Origin of the sequence: Neorhizobium sp. T6_25 (assembly GCF_002968555.1) — a bacterium.
Taxonomy (GTDB): Bacteria; Pseudomonadota; Alphaproteobacteria; order Rhizobiales; family Rhizobiaceae; genus Neorhizobium.
Genome location: NZ_PVBL01000044.1, coordinates 14,132 through 30,487 on the forward strand (window position 1 = coordinate 14,132; position 16,356 = coordinate 30,487).

Consider the following 16,356-nt stretch of genomic DNA (forward strand, 5'->3'; position numbering starts at 1 on the left):
CGGAAAAGGACGGATCTCAACGTGAAACGATACCTCACTCCCCGCATGCTCCTCCTCGGCAGCATCGCGGTTGCCTACATGCTGGTACTGATCTTCTTCGGCTCGCCGCTACTCGCCTTCACCACCTGGATGGGCTGGGTCGATCCGCAGGCCGCGCGGTAAGCGGACGCACTGTTCACAGGGCGGCGACTGTTCATGTCGCGGTCGAGATGCCATCTAGCGTGTAACTTCAGACACAGTAAATTCACGGTGGTAACGCAATGAAAAAGATCGGCTTTCTCTCCTTCGGGCACTGGACGCCCTCGCCGCAGTCGCAGGCGCGGTCGGCATCCGACGTCCTGCTTCAATCCATTGATCTCGCGGTCGCCGCCGAAGAGCTCGGCGCCGACGGCGCCTATTTCCGCGTCCACCATTTCGCGCGACAGCTCGCCTCGCCCTTCCCGCTGCTTTCGGCCGTCGGCGCCCGCACCAAGCGCATCGAGATCGGCACCGCCGTCATCGACATGCGCTATGAAAACCCGCTCTACATGGCGGAAGATGCCGGTGCTGCCGACCTGATTTCCGGCGGACGCCTGCAGCTCGGCATCAGCCGCGGCTCGCCGGAACAGGTGATCGACGGTTTCCGCTATTTCGGCTACCAGCCGGCGGAAGGCGAGACCGATGCGGATATGGGCAGGCGCCATGCCGAAGTGTTCTTCGACGTGCTGCGCGGCGAAGGTTTCGCCAAGCCCAATCCGCGGCCGATGTTTCCGAACCCGCCGGGCATGCTGCGCCTCGAGCCGCATTCGGCGGGCCTGCGCGACCGCATCTGGTGGGGTTCGAGTTCGAACTCGACCGCCGTCTGGGCCGCCAAGCTCGGCATGAACCTGCAGAGCTCGACACTGAAGACCGACGAGAGCGGCAAGCCGTTCCACATCCAGCAGGCCGAGCAGATCCGCATCTACCGCGAAGCCTGGAAGGAAGCCGGCCACGCCCGCGAACCGCGCGTCTCCGTCAGCCGCAGCATCTTCGCGCTGATGAACGACACTGACCGCGCCTATTTCGGCGGCAGCGGCGAGAGCCAGGACCAGATCGGCAATATCGACCCGCAGACCCAGGCGATCTTCGGCCGCTCCTATGCCGCCGAGCCGGACAGGCTGATCGACCAGTTGAAGGCCGACGAGGCGATTGCCGAGGCCGATACGCTGCTGCTCACCGTACCGAACCAGCTCGGCGTCGAATACAACGCGCATGTGCTGGAGAGCATTCTGAAGCATGTGGCGCCGGGGCTGGGGTGGCGGTAGCGCGGCGCAACCGCAACTAGGCCCGGACGGTACCTGACGACGGCTTGACGCACGGAGCCATCGTCCCAGAGCACCCATATGTCCTAGCTATCATCAGCATCCGCGATGTAACCGCCGGTCTGCCGCTTCCAGAGCCGGGCATAGAGTCCATCGCGGGTCAGCAGCTCCTCGGGCGTTCCCTCTTCGACGATACGGCCTTTGTCGAGAACGATGATCCGATCCATTTTGGCGATCGTCGACAACCGGTGAGCGATGGCGATCACCGTTTTGCCGTTCATCAGCACGGCCAACTTATCCTGAATGGCTGCCTCCGACTCGCTGTCGAGCGCGGAGGTCGCCTCGTCGAGCACGAGGATCGGCGCGTCCTTGAGAAGGACCCTTGCGATGGCGACACGCTGCCGCTGGCCGCCCGACAACTTGACACCCCGATCGCCGACGAAGGCATCGTATCCCTTGCGCCCTTCGCCGTCGGCGAGTTCGGCGATGAAACCGTCCGCCTGGGCGGCCATGGCTGCCCGTTCGATTTCCTCCTGCGACGCAGCCGGCCTTCCGTAGCGGATGTTGTCTCCGACCGAGCGATGCAGCAGCGCGACATCCTGGGAAATGACGCCGATCTTCTCCCTGAGGCTTGCCTGGGTGACCGACCGAATGTCCTGGCCGTCAATCAGAATCGAACCGCTCGTCAGGTCATAAAACCGCAGAAGCAGGCTCACCAGCGTCGTCTTGCCTGCGCCGGAAACTCCGACCAATCCGACCTTTTCGCCCGCCCGGACGTTCAAGGTCAGGCTATCAAGAACCTTTCGGTCCGGCCGGTATGCGAACTCGACATTCTCGAAGCGGATCTCGCCGCGCGAAACGACCAGCGATGGCGCCTCCGGTGCATCGTTGATGGTTGGCAGCGTTGTCATCACCGGCATGGCATCACGGATGGTGCCGACGGCCTGGAAAATCTGCTGCCCCATCTGCAGAAAAGCGCGGGCATTTCCCGACAGGCGCTGGGTGATGTAAAGCGAGACGACGAACTGGCCGGTGCTGACAAAGCCGGCGATCATGCCCCAGAAACCGACGGTGAGCATGGCAAACCACAGGAGCACATTGAGTGTTGTGATGCCGGTGTCGGTCGTCAGGTAGATCCGCCGTTCTTTCTGCTGGGTTTCCACGACATTTGCGAAAACCTTGCGCAAGGCGCCGGCTTCGCTGTCTTCCGCAGCGAATTGCTTCACCATCTGGATGTTGCTGTAGAGATCGGTCATCGAACCCACGACCAGGCTGCGCTGGCGGGCCGAACGGCGGGAGCGCTCGGTGAAATGGGGGACCGCTATCACGGCGATGACAATGCTGGCGGCAATCCAGACAAGAACCGGCAGCGCGAGCGGCCAGGCCACAGTCCCGAGCAGGAACAGCGACCCGATGAACTGTACCAGGAAATGCGGGATCGTCTGAAAGGCTACGACGACCTGCTGCTGGACCGCGGATGCAACCTGAGACAGGCGCGAGGCCACCTGGCCGGCAAAAAGATCATGGAAGAACCCGAGATCCTGCCTTTCCACGGCTTTGTGCCCCTGCCATTGAATTGCCACCGGCATGCAGACCGCGACAGCTTGCGAGGCGAGCGTGTTGGCGAAGAACGCGAAGAGGGGCAGGACCGGAAATAGCAGCACTCCCATGGCCAGGAGCAGGCGCCACTGGTCGTGCAGAAAGGCTGTGGCTCCGTTTGCGGCGACGCCATCGACGATGGCCGACAGGCTCCAGATCAGGAAAAGGTTGATGCATTCCACCAGCATTGCAAAGACGGAGATGGAAATCAGCACGCCCCGGAACATTTTTATGAAGTGCAAGAGCAGCACGAAAGGACCGCGGGAGGGCAGACGCTCATGCGGGATTTCGAGGGGCTGGATCAGGGTCTCGAAGGGGCGATAAACGAAATCTGAAATCGACATGACAGCTGAAAAACCATCTTGAGATTGAATCGTCAAAAGAACTGCGCGCCATTTAACCACAGATTGAGATTCGGCGCGAAACTTCTCACGGTCGTAACCTTGGGAGGAGCTCGATTTCCTGTGCTCGCTTCAACCCGCAACCGGCACCGCTGCCTTGTGAAACGATGCAAAGGGCGTTGTCGTGAAAGCCATTGCGGCTGAACCCGTCAGTTGCGCCTTGGAACCGCATTGCCGCAAAAACGGTTTCGCTGTAGTCAGATGGCACTGACATACGGGAGAAAACGTTGATCAACCTCTTCGACACCATCCGCAACACGCTCGTGCCGATCCACAAGGAAGGTTACATCTTCGTCGCCGCCTTCTTCATCGCCTCGCTGATCCTCGGTTATATCGCCGAACCGCTGTTCTGGATCGGCCTGGTGCTGACCTTGTGGTGCGCCTACTTCTTCCGCGATCCGGAACGGGCGGTGCCGCAGGACGACGACCTCATCCTCAGCCCTGCCGATGGCCGCATCAGCCATGTCGCCATGGTCGTGCCGCCGGTCGAGCTGCAGTTGGGTTCGGAACCAATGCTGCGCATCTCGGTGTTCATGAACGTGTTCGACTGCCACATCAACCGTTCGCCGGTACGCGGCCAGGTATCCCGGATCGAGTACCGCCCCGGCCAGTTCATCAATGCCGAACTCGACAAGGCTTCCGACGACAACGAGCGCAACGGCCTCGTCATCGAAACCCGCCACGGCAAGGTCGGCGTGGTGCAGATCGCCGGCCTGGTGGCGCGGCGCATCGTCTGCTGGGTGAAGCCGAGCGAACCGGTCAATGCCGGCGAACGATTCGGCCTGATCCGCTTCGGCTCGCGGCTTGACGTCTTCGTGCCGGCCGGCGGCCAGGCGCGCGTGTCCGTCGGCCAGCTCGCCATCGGCGGCGAGACCGTGCTTGCGGAATTCGGCTCGACCAAGGGCCCGATCATCAGCCGCCGCACGTAAAGGGAAGACAGAGCCTCATGGAGACGCCCGCCTCGCCCCCCTCTTCGCAGCCCCCCTCTTCGCCGAGCGAGCGTCACCGGGAACCGCATCGCCCCAACGACGAGGCCCGCGGGCCTCGTCTGCGCGAAATCCCGCTCCGGCTGCTGGTGCCGAACCTCATCACCGTGCTTGCCATCTGCGCCGGTCTCACCGGGATAAGGCTCGCCTTCGAGGGGCGTTACGAACTGGCGGTCGCCATGGTGCTGCTGGCCGCCTTCCTCGACGGCATCGACGGGCGCGTGGCACGGCTCCTGAAGGCCACCTCCAAATTCGGCGTGCAGATGGATTCGCTTGCCGACATCATCAATTTCGGCGTCGCGCCGGCATTGGTCTCCTACGCCTTCCTGCTCGACCAGGCACATTCGATCGGCTGGATCGCAGCCCTGCTCTATGCGATCGCCGCCGGCCTGCGCCTCGCCCGGTTCAACGTGATGGAAGACCGTAACATCAAGGCCGACTGGCAATCGGAATTTTTCGTCGGCGTGCCGGCCCCGATGGGCGCCATGCTGGTGCTGCTGCCGGTCTATCTGGGCTTCCTCGGGCTCGAGGCGACGCCGGTCTTCGTTTATGTCAGCGTCGCCTATACGCTGCTGATCGGCTACCTGCTGGTGTCCCGCCTGCCCGTCTGGTCCGGCAAGTCGAGCCGCATTCGCCGCGACCTGATGCTGCCGATCATGCTCGCCGTGGTGCTCTATGTGGCGCTGCTGATGAGCTATACGTGGGAAGTGCTGTCGATCACCGTCGTCGGGTACCTCCTCGTCCTGCCGTTCAGCGCGCGCGCCTGGCACCGCCGCTACGGCACGATCACGATCGAGGATGACAGTGCGAACGTCTGAGGGCAGGCGCACTCGGTAAGTTGCAACTTCCGCGCAACAGTTTCCCGCAAGATGACAGTTCTACGAATACCGGGCGGCAATGCCGGCTTGCCGGCCACGATTCCGCCCGCTTTTATGGGAAAAGCCGCGATCGCAAAATGCAAACAAGAGATTCGCGTGTTGAGGAGACAGCCATGAGCACCGAGAAGAAGATTGAATCCAAACCGGAAATGACCACGCCCTACCGTCCGCTGGGCCTGAAGGCCGTGGTTGCAGCCGCCCTGATGCTGAACCGCAAGCCGAAGCTTACCCCTGCAGGCTGATCGGCTTCATTCGCCGCTGAGAAAGCTCCACAGGAGCCCCAGCGCGAGAAGGCTCATGACGATGCCGATGACGACATCCAGCACCCGCCAGGCGGCGGGTCTGGCAAAAAGCGGCGCCAGAAACCGCGCGCCGTGACCGAGCCCGAAGAACCAGACGAACGAGGCAATCGCCGCACCGGCGCCATAGGCCACCCGCTCCGCCCCTTCGAAGGCCGCAGACAGGCTGCCGAGCAGCAAGACCGTATCCAGATAGACATGCGGATTGAGGAAGGTGAAGGCCAGGCAGGTCAGAACCGCCGCCTTCAGCCCCATCGGTTCCGGCGCGCCCGCCACCATCGCGGCCGGTTTTACCGCCCGGCGGAAGGCCATCAAGGCATAGAGCCCGAGAAACACCGCGCCGCCCAGCGTCACCACCGAGATCAGCATGGGAGATTGCGCGACGATCGTGCCAAGCCCGCCGACGCCGGCGCCGATCAGCGTCGCATCCGACAGGGCGCAGATCAGGCAGAGGATGAAGACATGGGCGCGAATCAGCCCCTGGCGCAGGATGAAGGCGTTCTGGGCGCCGATCGCCATGATCAGCGAGGCACCGAGTGCGAGGCCGGAAAGGCCGGCGGAAAGCAGGTTCATGGAATTGTCCGTCTAAAGGAAGAAAGACGAGGGATCAGAAAAGCGACATCTGGGTGGAGTCGGGTTTCGGCTTTTTCGGCGGCTCCTCTTCCGGTTGGGCGACCGCGACCGGTTTCTGCAGATCCGGCCCCATGTTCGCGACCTTGTTGACGAGGTCGGAGACCGGCAGCGCCTCGAAGAAATCTTCCTGAACGGGCCGCATCAGGTCGGCCACCTCGCGCGGCTCCTGCGTCTTGCAGTCGAGCCAGCGCGAAAAATCCTCGGGCGCGATGACGACCGGCATGCGGTCGTGGATGTGGCGGATGCCGCCGTTGGCCGTCGTCGTCATGATCGCGGCGGTATCCACCTCGGAACCGTCGGCCGAAGACCAGGTCTCCATCAACCCGGCAAAGGCGACGACGCCGCCGCGCTTGGGGCGAATCCAATAGGCCTGTGGCCTGACGCCGCTTTCCTTCGGCGGCCGGCGCCATTCGTAGAAACCGGTGGCCGGGATCAGGATACGGCGATGGCGCATGGCGGCGCGGAAGGACGCCTTGCCGATCGCCGTCTCGGAGCGGGCGTTGATCAGCAGCGGAAACTCCTTCATGTCCTTCACCCAGCCGGGGATCAGGCCCCAGCGTGCGAGGAAGGCGCGGCGCTCTGGCAGGTTGCTGCCCGGCTCACGTTTTTCAGACGACATGACGACGAGGATCGGCTGAGTCGGGGCGATATTATAGCGGGCCGGGAAATCATCGAGATCCGCCAGAGCGAAGAATTCCGAAATATCCTTGGGGGTCGCCGTCAGGGCGTAGCGTCCGCACATGCAAACTATGTGGCATCGGGCTTTCGAAGGGTCAAGCGCCGATCAGGCGCTGACGTCATGCGCTCCTGGGGCCGAACAGGATGATGGCGCCGCCGATCAGGCATACCATGACGCCGAGAATGTCCCAGCGGTCCGGCACCCGCGCTTCCACCGCCCAGAGCCAGAGGATCGAGGCGAGAATATAGATGGCGCCATAGGCCGCATAGGTGCGCCCCGCCGCCTCGCTCGACACCAGCGCCAGCAGCCAGGCGAAAGCGACCAGCGACGCCATGCCCGGCACCAGCCACCAGACCGGCTTTCCCAACCTCAGCCATGCCCAGAAGGCGAAACAGCCGGCGATTTCGGCAAGGGCGGCGAGGAAGTAGAGGGTGTAGGTTTTCATCAGGGACGCGGGCTGGAAATGGATATCAGACAGGGCACGTTTTCACATGACAGAAGCAATGGAAACCGAAATGTGCGATAGAGAGCCCTGACTTAGGCAGGAGGAGCATGTAAATTATCTGCTTACACCGCTTGACGATGTGTGAGCAGTGTACTTACATATCCCATGATCAAATCCTTCAGGAACAAGGTTCTGGCGGCCTTGTTCGAAACCGGAAAGACCGGGAAAATCGATGCAAAGATGCACAAGCGAATCCTTGTGCGGTTGGACCGTCTCGAAGCGGCGGAGCGCCCGGAGGATATGAACCTGCCAGGGTTTGATTTTCATGCCCTGCATGGCTTCAATCCGACCCGTTACACCGTTCATGTCAATGGACCGTGGTGCATCACATTCGAATTCGACGGCAAGGACGCCACCCGGGTCGATTTCGAACAATATCATTGAAGGCGGCAGAGTTAGGGATGACGTCGATGGCGGAATATAATGTGAAAAGGCCGATCCAGCGTTGCCCGTCACATCCTGGCGCGTTGCTTGAGGAGATCATCCCGGCGACCGGCAAGACAAAGGTCGAGATCGCCGGACTGCTCGGCATCTCCCGCCAGCAACTCTACGATATACTGCGCGAGCGCAAGCCCGTCTCGCCGAATGTCGCAGCCCGGCTCGGGAAGATGTTCGGCGATGGTGCCGCTATCTGGCTGCGCATGCAGGCCGCCCATGACGCCTGGCACGCGGAACGCGAGGTGGATGTCAGCAAGATTCCCACTTTGAGCGCGGCGTGAAGCATTTCCGGCCCATTGAACCGCAAAGACCGTAACATGCCTTCCTCTCCCCAAGCCGCGTCCTCCGCCATTCTCGAACGGGATGGCCGGTTTCTGCTGATTCGGCGGGTGAACCCGCCGTCGATGGATCTGTTCGCGTTTCCGGGCGGGCGGGCAGAGCCCGGCGAGACGCCGGACCAGACGGCGGTGCGGGAATTTTTCGAGGAGACCGGCATTCCGGTGCGCAATCCCGTCCTCTTCGCGACCTACGACCTAAAGAGCGAGAAAGAGGACAGGCGGCATTTCTTTCTGTCGGTGTTCCGTGTGGAGGCCGATCCCGACGCCCAGGCGATCGCCGCCGACGATGCGGCCGATGCCGGCTGGTATACGGTCGAGGAGATCCGCGGCCTGGCTGTGCCGGCGAGCGTGCTCGAATGCGCCGAGAGGCTGGCGGCGGATATCAATGCCCGCTAAGAATGCTTGCAAAACCGGCGCAATCGCGCCGCATCGGGACCCGTTCATGAAGCTCATTCCGCGACTTGGCTGGCTGACGCTGCTGGCAATCCTGGCGGCGACGCCGCTTGCCGCCCAGCCGGCGAAACAGCAGCCGGCGGCACCGCCCCCGCCTCCGCCGGCCGAGGAAAAGCCGGCGCCTTATGACGTGCAGTTGACGCGGCTTGCGGAAGTGCTCGGCTCGATCCAGTATCTCCGCACGCTCTGCGGCGCCCCGACATCCGAATGGCGGGCCTCGATGCAGCAGCTGCTGGATGCCGATACCGGCACCGAACCGAAGCGCCGCGAGCGGTTGACGGCGGCCTTCAACCGGGGGTACCGGTCGTTCGCCGCCGTGCATACGTCCTGCACGGACGCGGCAAGGACCGCCGAGGAGCGTTATCGTATCGAAGGCGCAACACTTGCGACAGAAATCGCCGCGCGCTTCGGAAATTAGAGGATTATTTACCTCTTTTGGCAGGAGGCCGTGTCGTTTTGATAAAAGGCTGATAAAGTTTTTAACGGGCTAGTAATTAAACGGGCACCGAGGACGACAGAATGCAGACAGGCCGCAACGACATCGACGACATGATTGTGCATGAGAAGATGCAGGCTGCCTTGGAATATCAGAGTGAGGCATGGGCAGACGGCCGTGCCGACGGTATCGAGCCGGAAATCATCGCCGACGCAGCTCTGGTACTTGCCATGCGGGAAACCATCCGCATTCATGGAGAAATGGGCGCCGAAGCCATGCTCGATTCGCTCAAGAGCCGCATGCTCGCCGGCGAATTCTCCCCCGAGCGCACTGTTCAATAACGATAGAGGTTTCCCGTGCGGAATGCGGCGGAAACGACGATAGCCCAATTGATCATCCGCCTTTCGGCGGCAACGGTGCTTGCCGCGGCGGTCGGCGGCCACGCTCTTGCGTTGTCCGAGCTGCGCCCGAGCGACGAGCCCAGCCAGCCCGAGCAGGGACAGAGCCGCGCCATCCTCCAGGCTTTCGACGGTACGACCCTGCCGCAGCCGGGTCCTGCGATCAATCGGTCGGCACAGGCCGGCGACACCAAGACGACCGCCCCTCCGGCGGACCCCAACGCCGCCAAGTCCGCGCCGGCCGACAGCAAGCCGGCGGAGATCATCCGCGACATGACCAAGCTGCCGGCGCCGGTCAAGCACATGCGCGAACAGCTCGTCGAGGCCGCGGCCTCCGGCGACATCGCCCGCCTGCGCGCTCTGATGGGAACAGGTGCTACCCAGACGCAGGTGATGAACGGCGAGTTCGAGGACCCTATCGAAACGCTGAAGAGCTTTTCGGGCGACGCGGAGGGCCAGGAGATTCTCGCGATCCTGCTCGACATCCTGTCCACCGGTGCTGCGCATTTTGACGTCGGCACGCCGGACGAGGCCTATGTCTGGCCCTATTTCGCAGGAAAGCAGCTTTCGACGCTGACGCCGCCCGAACGGGTCGACCTTCTACGCATCGTGACGGCCGGCGACCTCGCCGGCATGGAAGAGAACGGCAACTACAACTTCTTCCGCGCCGGCATCAGCCCGGACGGCAAATGGAAGTTCTTCTCCGGCGGCGACTGAGCGGGCGGGAATGCCTTGATGGGTGCAGAACAGCGCGCCCAGCCGATCTCCCCCTTGAGGGGGAGATGCCCGGCAGGGCAGAGGGGGTAAACCTCCCAGCACACTCTTCCGCCACTGCATTTGCCGCACCGTTGCTACCCCCTCCGTCACCTTTTGTGACATCTCCCCCTCAAGGGGGAGATCATCGGGAGTTTGCCGCACCCGCACAGCCACCAGACTTTGTTGGCAATCTCCCCGGCATGCCTTGCCGCCGCCGCTGCGAAGACTTAACTCTCAGGTTCAGAACAACCGGATTCCCGTGCCATGCCCGCCGCCTTTCTCCCCTCGCGAAGCCTGATCCGCCTCACCGGCAAGGATGCGCAGGATTTCCTGCAGGGGCTGATCACCACCGACATCGATTCGCTGCCGGAGGGTGAAGCCCGGCCGGGGGCGCTCCTGACGCCGCAGGGCAAGATTCTGTTCGATTTCCTGGTCTGGCGGGAGGGAGACGATTTCCTCATCGAAACCGAGACGGCCCAGCGTGAGGCGCTGATGCGGCGGCTGACGATGTACAAGCTGCGCGCAGCCGTGGATATCACGGCCGGTCCGGAAGACGGCATCACCGTGTTCTGGGGTGATGATTCGGGCAAGGGCTCGGTGAAGGATGCGGCCTTCGCCAAGGCCGGAATCCTCCTCGCCCGGGCTCCCGGCAAGCTGGATGACGGGCCGGAAGAAGCCTATCACGCGTTGCGCGTCGAAGCCGGCATCTCGATCTCCGGTCACGACTATGCGCTGCAGGACGCCTTTCCGCACGACGTGCTGCTCGACCAGACGAGCGGACTTTCCTTCCGCAAGGGCTGCTATGTCGGCCAGGAGGTCGTGTCCCGCATGCAGCATCGCGGCACGGCGCGGCGGCGGGTGGTGATCGTTTCGGGCGAAGCCGCCCTGCCCGCCTCCGGCACCGAGATCGTGGCCGGTGGCAAGCCGGTCGGCGCGCTCGGATCGGTTGCCGGAAACAAGGGGCTGGCGATCGTGCGCATCGACCGCGTCGGCGACGCCCTGGCACGCGGCGTGCCGCTTTCCGCCGGCGACGTAATCGTCAGCCTGGCGCTTCCCGCCTGGAGCGGGCTCTCCTTCCCCGTCGAGGCTGAAGAGGCCGAGACGTGAGCCCAGTGGTGACGGCACCACGTGCCTGGCAACGGATGCTGTCGGGACGCCGGCTCGACCTGCTCGATCCCTCGCCGCTCGACATCGAAATCTCCGATATCGCCCACGGGCTTGCCCGCGTCGCCCGCTGGAACGGCCAGACGCGCGGCGACCATGCCTTTTCCGTCGCCCAGCACTGCCTTGTCGTCGAGGAGATCTTTCGCCGCTGCAACGAGGCCTGCACGGCCGATGCGCTGCAGATGACGATACTGCACGATGCGCCGGAATATGTGATCGGCGACATGATCTCGCCGTTCAAATCGGTGGTCGGTGGCGGCTACAAGGCGGTCGAACAGCGGCTGGAGGCGGCGATCCACCTGCGTTTCGGCCTGCCGCCGCATCCGACCCGCGAACTCAAGGCGCTGATCAAGAAGGCCGACACGATCGCTGCCTTTTTCGAGGCCACGGAACTTGCCGGCTTCTCAGTCACCGAGGCGCGGAAATTTTTCGGCCAGCCTCGCGGCATCACCCGAGACATGCTGCCGATCCAGCCGATGCCGGCGCTGGCGGCGCAGCAGCTTTTCCTCGACCGTTTCCATCAGATCGAGGCCGAGCGCGCGGGCAAGACGCCGTGACCGCGATCGTCGTCTGTCCGCTGAGCTCCATCGCCGAGACAGCCGTCCGCCATAAGGCGCGCGAAATGGTGAGCCTGATCGCCGAGGGCCAGGACTTTCACCGGCCGGGCGTGATTGCCGCCGACCGACACCTGAAGCTGGCGATGAACGATATCGGCTTTGCCGGGACCGGCGGCTTGATCGCGCCGAGCGAGGCGCATGTGGAAAGCCTGATCGGCTTCGTGCGTGACTGGGACCAGTCGACGCCGATCGTCATCCATTGCTGGATGGGCGTCTCCCGTTCGCCTGCCGCAGCGGTGATCGCCGCACTCTCGCTCAACCCGGAAGAGGACGATTTCGCGCTGGCTGCGAGGCTTCGCAGTGTCGCGCCGCATGCGACGCCGAATACGCGGCTGATCGAGATCGGCGACCGGCTGCTCGGGCGAAACGGTCGGCTGGTCGCTGCCATCAAGGGGATAGGCCGCGGCGCCGAAACCGATGGCCGGGCCTCCTTCATTCTGCCGCTAAAAATCTCGGCTTGAACCTGAAAGTTGAATTTTCCTAATTGTTTAGCTGGAGGTGGGAAACCTCCATTTTTTCCTTGACCTCGCGGCCTGCTGCGCCAATTAACGGCGAAACCGAAGAAGGAGCAGACCGCCGGATGGACCAGGCGTCGGAATTCGTTGTGGCAACCAGAGCGGCGCTCGCTCAGCTGAGCGCGCTGGCGGTGCAATATTCCTTCTCCGCCGTCGGCGCGATCGTTCTCCTCATTCTCGGCTGGATGGCCGCCGGCCTGATCAGCCGCTGGGCTCATCGCGGCCTGTCGCGCATCCACGGCATCGATGCGACGCTGTCGCAATTCTTCTCCAACATCATCCGTTATGCGATCCTGGTTATCGTCGTCGTCATGGTGCTCGGCCAGTTCGGGGTGCAGACAGCATCTGTGCTCGCCGCCCTCGGCGCGATCGGCCTTGCGGTCGGCCTCGCGCTGCAGGGCACGCTGCAGAACATCGCGGCGGGCATCATGCTCCTGGTCCTGCGGCCGTTCCGGGTCGGCGAGAGCATCGAGACCGGCAGCGTCACCGGCACGATCGTCGATGTCGGGCTGTTTGCGACCGAGCTTCGGACCGCCGACGGCGTCTATCGGCTGGCGCCAAACTCGACCTTGTGGAACGTGCCGATCACCAATTACAGCCGGCTGAAGACGCGCCGCAACGAGATTTCGGCCAGTATCGGCACCGACCGCGACATCGGCCGGACCCAGGCGAAACTGATGGCGATCGCCAGCGGCGACAGGCGGGTACTAAAGGATCCGGCGCCGACCGTCTACGTCGCCGAATTCGATGCCGGCAGCGCCAAGCTGACGCTGCGCTACTGGACGAAGAGCAGCGACTGGTGGGAAACCGGCCGCGACCTGACCAGGGAGGTCAAGCTCGCCTTTGACAAATTCCCCAGCGATAAATTCCCTGGCGACAAATCCCTGGAACAGATTCCAGACCCTCAGGAAGAAACCCGCGACGTCACCGGTGAGAGCGGACCTCCGGCTCCTCACGGTGCGGACGAACCGGTCACGCAGCGGACCTGAAGGAAAGGATGCATCGGGGCCGGCTTTTTACGAGGAAGCCGGCCCCGATGCCCAAATTTTCGCGAGAATCGAATCGGCGATCGCCGTCATACGGCCTTGAGATCATATTCCTCGCTGCCCGACCAGACGATGTCCCAGGATGCACCCGGGCGTACGTTGCGGATGGCAGTCGGCTCGAAGGCGACGAGGCAGCGGCCCTGATCGTGCCGCACCGACGGATAGATCAGTCCGTCATGGCCGTCGCGCCTCAACCTTTCGGCAAGCACCTGCCCCTGGGGGTAACCGATCGCGGGATCCGGATCGAGCGCCGGGTGGCCGCGTTCGCCGGTGATGTCCGGATACTCGCCGATGAAATCCGCCAGCAGTTCGACATAGCGCGCCGTCTCCTCGAACAGGCCAATAAACCTCAGTTCCCGCGTCTTGTGGAAGGCGACCTCGGCAATCGACGTCATCGTGTCCCAGCTGCAGTACCAGGCGCCGCGGTTTTCGTCGTTGAAGCGGTTCCCGCCTTTTCGCGTATAGGTGAAGGCGGCGTTGATATGGGTATTGCCGTAAACCTGCAGGTCGTGCTTGCGGCGTTTCCAGGCGAGCTCGCGGCGGTCGAGATGCAGGTTCAATCCCCGCTCGGCGGTCAGCCGGGCGCTGGTCATGCCCTCGATCTCGGCAAGGATCGCCAGTTCCTCGTCGCTATCCACCAGGCCGCGCAGGCTAGGCGGCTTGTGGTAGGTCGCCGGGATCAGCCGCACGAGGCCCCGGTCGCTGACAGGCGTAACGATCACGCGCCGCCCCGCAAGGCATCGACGTAGTTTCGAACGGCAAGGAATTGCGGCAGCCCCTCCTCGATCAGCGTATCGATCGGGCGAGTGCCGTGGAACAGCGGCCCCTCGTTCGGCAACGTCATCCATCTGGAAGCGATCGGATCGCTGAAATAGAGTTTTAGGGCCTTATAGATCCCGATGACGGCGCTGAGGCGCAGCATCTGGTCCTTGGTCAAGCCGCCCGAATAACCCGGTTTCCGGGCACGTTTCCAGGTGCTTTCCGACATATCCGCCAGGGCCGCCGCCTCGTTCACCGGCACGCCCCATTCGGCCACGACGTTGCCGAAAGCCTTCAGCGCGACGGCCGTCAGCTGTTCTGCTTTTTCTTTTCTGGCGGCGACTTCCATTGGCAAGGCTCCTTTGAGTCGAGCGCCAATGTAGTTCATTTGCACTCGATGTAAAGGTCAAATGGACCGCTTCGCTCGGAGACTCCTCACTGCGACATGGTCGAGCGGTGGGCCCAGCCGGTCATGCGCCTCTCGATCCAGGCCATCAGCGCATACATGGCGATGCCTTCGACGGCGAGCATCAAGAGGCCGGCGAAGACCAGCGGCACGTTGAACTGGCTCTGGGCCGAACTCATCATGTTGCCGAGGCCATAGTTCGAGGCGACGGTTTCCGAAACGACCGAGCCGACGAAGGCGAGCGTGATCGCCACCTTCAGCGAGCCGAAGAAATAGGGCATCGAGCGCGGAATGCCGACCTTCAGCATGATGTCGAGCTTCTTTGCGCCGAGCGCGCGCAGCACGTCCTCGGTCTCCGGCTCGATCGTGGCAAGGCCGGTCGCGACGTTGACGACGATCGGGAAGAAGGAGATCAGGAAGGCGGTTAATATGGCCGGTACGGCGCCGATGCCGAACCAGATGACCAGAATCGGCACGAGCGCCACCTTGGGGATGGCGTTGAAACCGATCATCAACGGGTAGAGCCCGGCATAGATCGCCTTCGACCAGCCGATGAAGAGGCCGATCGCAAGGCCCGCGACGACGGCGATCGCGAAGCCGACGGTGGTCGTATAAAGCGTCTGCAGCGAGTTCTTCCAGATCGGCGACCAGTATTGGACGATCGCCTGAAAGACGCGGGAGGGTGCCGGCAGCACGGTCGGCGAGGTCTGCAGCACGATGACCAGCAGTTCCCAGAGGACGAAGAGCCCGATCGTGTAGAGCCAAGGGGCGAGCTTCACCCAGTTGATGCGCTGGGAAAGCGGTTTGGCCGGCGTCGCGGATGTTGGGGTGTTTTCCGTGACGGCGCTCATGCGACAACCCTCGCGCTGGCGATTTCGCCGTGCAGTTCATGCACCATGTCGTTGAAGGCCTTTTCGTACGTGACTTCGAGATCGCGGGGCCGGGCGAAGGGCACGGTATGTTCCTTCAGCACCTTGCCGGGACGGGCGCTCATCACAAAGATGCGGTCGGCGAGGAAGGTCGCCTCGCGCAGGTCATGGGTGACGAGGACGATGGTGACGCCTTGCGCCGCGTGCAGGTCGCGGATGACGCACCACAGTTCTTCACGGGTGAAGGCGTCAAGCGCGCCGAACGGCTCGTCGAGCATCAGCAGTTCGGGTTCGTGGATGAGTGCGCGGCAGAGATTGGCGCGCTGCTGCATGCCGCCGGAAAGCTGCCACGGGAATTTCGAGCCGAACCCCTTGAGGCCGACGGTTTCGAGCAGGTGCTCGGCCTTCTCGACATATTCCTTCTTGTTGGTGCGCAGGCGGTGGCGGTGTCTCTCGACGATTTCGAGCGGCAGCAGGATGTTGTCGAGCGTGGTGCGCCAGGGCAGCATGGTCGGGTTCTGAAAGGCCATGCCGACGATCGAGACCGGCTTGGTCACCTGCTTGTCCGCGACGATGACGACGCCGCTCTGCGGGATGTGCAGGCCGGTGACCAGTTTCATCAATGTCGACTTGCCGCAGCCGGACGGGCCGACGACGGCCGCGAACTCGCGCTTGCCGACCTTCATGGTGAGGCCGGAGACGGCGAGCGTGCCGGCCGCGCCGCCATAGCGCATGTCGACATTGTCGATGGTAACGAGGTGCGTCAATCAATCATTCCCTTGTCGGACAATCGTGTAGCAAAAGCCCTCCCGCCTGCCGGCCACCCGCCCCACAAGGGGAAGGGTTAGATCCCCGCAACGCCGACGCCTGATTTGGACGGGAGGGTTCGGCAGTTTAAACC

The 16,356-nt window shown here is 63.2% G+C and carries 23 protein-coding genes; 15 read left to right on the forward strand and 8 right to left on the reverse strand.

Going from position 1 to position 16,356, the window contains the following annotated elements:
- The first annotated feature begins 21 nt into the window (after nucleotides 1-21).
- Together C5L10_RS34055 and C5L10_RS32320 are read left to right on the forward strand one after the other, a co-directional pair.
- Nucleotides 22-162: a hypothetical protein gene (locus tag C5L10_RS34055; RefSeq protein ID WP_172717301.1), complete on the forward strand. Its 141-nt coding sequence runs from the start codon at nucleotides 22-24 to the stop codon at nucleotides 160-162.
- A gap of 98 nt (nucleotides 163-260) precedes the next feature.
- Entirely contained in the window at nucleotides 261-1,283 is a 1,023-nt protein-coding gene (locus C5L10_RS32320; RefSeq protein ID WP_105433048.1) for an LLM class flavin-dependent oxidoreductase, read from the forward strand.
- A gap of 83 nt (nucleotides 1,284-1,366) precedes the next feature.
- Here C5L10_RS32320 and C5L10_RS32325 read toward each other — a convergent pair whose 3' ends face one another.
- A complete protein-coding gene (locus C5L10_RS32325; RefSeq protein WP_105433049.1) occupies nucleotides 1,367-3,223 on the reverse strand; it encodes an ABC transporter ATP-binding protein in 1,857 nt (618 codons plus the stop codon).
- A 287-nt stretch (nucleotides 3,224-3,510) separates the two neighbouring features.
- Between C5L10_RS32325 and C5L10_RS32330 the strand changes: the two genes are divergently transcribed.
- The 3 genes from C5L10_RS32330 to C5L10_RS34795 all read left to right on the forward strand — a co-directional run bounded on the left by C5L10_RS32330 (nucleotide 3,511) and on the right by C5L10_RS34795 (nucleotide 5,386).
- Nucleotides 3,511-4,209: a phosphatidylserine decarboxylase gene (locus C5L10_RS32330; RefSeq protein ID WP_046630072.1), complete on the forward strand. Its 699-nt coding sequence runs from the start codon at nucleotides 3,511-3,513 to the stop codon at nucleotides 4,207-4,209.
- A 17-nt stretch (nucleotides 4,210-4,226) separates the two neighbouring features.
- Nucleotides 4,227-5,084, forward strand: a complete 858-nt coding sequence (pssA, locus tag C5L10_RS32335) for a CDP-diacylglycerol--serine O-phosphatidyltransferase (protein WP_105433050.1) — start codon at nucleotides 4,227-4,229, stop codon at nucleotides 5,082-5,084.
- A gap of 173 nt (nucleotides 5,085-5,257) precedes the next feature.
- Nucleotides 5,258-5,386 carry a hypothetical protein gene (locus C5L10_RS34795; protein ID WP_255759033.1) on the forward strand — a complete coding sequence of 43 codons (129 nt, stop codon included), beginning with the start codon at nucleotides 5,258-5,260 and terminating at the stop codon, nucleotides 5,384-5,386.
- Nucleotides 5,387-5,392: 6 nt separating this feature from the next.
- Here C5L10_RS34795 and C5L10_RS32340 read toward each other — a convergent pair whose 3' ends face one another.
- Genes C5L10_RS32340 through C5L10_RS32350 form a run of 3 tightly spaced genes read right to left on the reverse strand, consistent with a single transcriptional unit; the run spans nucleotide 5,393 to nucleotide 7,200 of the window.
- A complete protein-coding gene (locus tag C5L10_RS32340) occupies nucleotides 5,393-6,010 on the reverse strand; it encodes a LysE/ArgO family amino acid transporter (RefSeq protein WP_205837119.1) in 618 nt (205 codons plus the stop codon).
- Between the two features lie 40 nt (nucleotides 6,011-6,050).
- A complete protein-coding gene (locus C5L10_RS32345; protein ID WP_105433052.1) occupies nucleotides 6,051-6,818 on the reverse strand; it encodes an SOS response-associated peptidase in 768 nt (255 codons plus the stop codon).
- Between the two features lie 55 nt (nucleotides 6,819-6,873).
- Nucleotides 6,874-7,200 (reverse strand): YnfA family protein, encoded by a 327-nt coding sequence (locus C5L10_RS32350; protein ID WP_105433053.1) that lies wholly within the window; start codon nucleotides 7,198-7,200, stop codon nucleotides 6,874-6,876.
- Nucleotides 7,201-7,365: 165 nt separating this feature from the next.
- On the opposite strand from C5L10_RS32350, the gene C5L10_RS32355 reads away from it, so the two are divergent.
- The 10 genes from C5L10_RS32355 (at nucleotide 7,366) to C5L10_RS32400 (ending at nucleotide 13,364) form a co-directional block, all read left to right on the forward strand.
- Nucleotides 7,366-7,644, forward strand: a complete 279-nt coding sequence (locus C5L10_RS32355; RefSeq protein WP_105426741.1) for a type II toxin-antitoxin system RelE/ParE family toxin — start codon at nucleotides 7,366-7,368, stop codon at nucleotides 7,642-7,644.
- A 17-nt stretch (nucleotides 7,645-7,661) separates the two neighbouring features.
- The gene (locus tag C5L10_RS32360) at nucleotides 7,662-7,979 is read left to right on the forward strand and encodes a HigA family addiction module antitoxin (protein ID WP_105433054.1); all 318 of its coding nucleotides are present in this window, start codon (nucleotides 7,662-7,664) and stop codon (nucleotides 7,977-7,979) included.
- 36 nt (nucleotides 7,980-8,015) lie between these two features.
- Nucleotides 8,016-8,432 (forward strand): NUDIX domain-containing protein, encoded by a 417-nt coding sequence (locus C5L10_RS32365; protein ID WP_105433055.1) that lies wholly within the window; start codon nucleotides 8,016-8,018, stop codon nucleotides 8,430-8,432.
- 46 nt (nucleotides 8,433-8,478) lie between these two features.
- A complete protein-coding gene (locus tag C5L10_RS32370) occupies nucleotides 8,479-8,907 on the forward strand; it encodes a TIGR02301 family protein (protein ID WP_105433065.1) in 429 nt (142 codons plus the stop codon).
- 101 nt (nucleotides 8,908-9,008) lie between these two features.
- Nucleotides 9,009-9,266, forward strand: coding sequence for a hypothetical protein (locus C5L10_RS32375; RefSeq protein WP_007752665.1), 258 nt, complete (start codon nucleotides 9,009-9,011; stop codon nucleotides 9,264-9,266).
- 15 nt (nucleotides 9,267-9,281) lie between these two features.
- Nucleotides 9,282-10,040: a hypothetical protein gene (locus C5L10_RS32380; RefSeq protein ID WP_105433056.1), complete on the forward strand. Its 759-nt coding sequence runs from the start codon at nucleotides 9,282-9,284 to the stop codon at nucleotides 10,038-10,040.
- Between the two features lie 303 nt (nucleotides 10,041-10,343).
- Nucleotides 10,344-11,186, forward strand: a complete 843-nt coding sequence (locus tag C5L10_RS32385; RefSeq protein WP_105433057.1) for a folate-binding protein YgfZ — start codon at nucleotides 10,344-10,346, stop codon at nucleotides 11,184-11,186.
- A 35-nt stretch (nucleotides 11,187-11,221) separates the two neighbouring features.
- Entirely contained in the window at nucleotides 11,222-11,800 is a 579-nt protein-coding gene (locus tag C5L10_RS32390; protein WP_105433058.1) for a YfbR-like 5'-deoxynucleotidase, read from the forward strand.
- On the forward strand, nucleotides 11,797-12,321 hold the full coding sequence (locus C5L10_RS32395; RefSeq protein ID WP_105433059.1) for a tyrosine phosphatase family protein: 525 nt from the start codon (nucleotides 11,797-11,799) through the stop codon (nucleotides 12,319-12,321). Before C5L10_RS32390 ends, C5L10_RS32395 begins: the two co-directional genes overlap by 4 nt.
- Nucleotides 12,322-12,440: 119 nt before the next feature.
- The gene (locus C5L10_RS32400; protein ID WP_105433060.1) at nucleotides 12,441-13,364 is read left to right on the forward strand and encodes a mechanosensitive ion channel family protein; all 924 of its coding nucleotides are present in this window, start codon (nucleotides 12,441-12,443) and stop codon (nucleotides 13,362-13,364) included.
- Nucleotides 13,365-13,450: 86 nt separating this feature from the next.
- Here C5L10_RS32400 and C5L10_RS32405 read toward each other — a convergent pair whose 3' ends face one another.
- The 4 genes from C5L10_RS32405 to C5L10_RS32420 form a co-directional block, all read right to left on the reverse strand.
- On the reverse strand, nucleotides 13,451-14,143 hold the full coding sequence (locus tag C5L10_RS32405; protein WP_105433061.1) for an RES family NAD+ phosphorylase: 693 nt from the start codon (nucleotides 14,141-14,143) through the stop codon (nucleotides 13,451-13,453).
- Nucleotides 14,140-14,529 carry an MbcA/ParS/Xre antitoxin family protein gene (locus tag C5L10_RS32410; protein ID WP_105433062.1) on the reverse strand — a complete coding sequence of 130 codons (390 nt, stop codon included), beginning with the start codon at nucleotides 14,527-14,529 and terminating at the stop codon, nucleotides 14,140-14,142. Before C5L10_RS32410 ends, C5L10_RS32405 begins: the two co-directional genes overlap by 4 nt.
- 86 nt (nucleotides 14,530-14,615) lie before the next feature.
- On the reverse strand, nucleotides 14,616-15,437 hold the full coding sequence (locus C5L10_RS32415; RefSeq protein WP_105433063.1) for an ABC transporter permease: 822 nt from the start codon (nucleotides 15,435-15,437) through the stop codon (nucleotides 14,616-14,618).
- Complete coding sequence (locus C5L10_RS32420; protein WP_172717302.1) at nucleotides 15,434-16,222, reverse strand: ABC transporter ATP-binding protein; 789 nt, start codon at nucleotides 16,220-16,222, stop codon at nucleotides 15,434-15,436. Before C5L10_RS32420 ends, C5L10_RS32415 begins: the two co-directional genes overlap by 4 nt.
- Nucleotides 16,223-16,356: the final 134 nt, after the last annotated feature.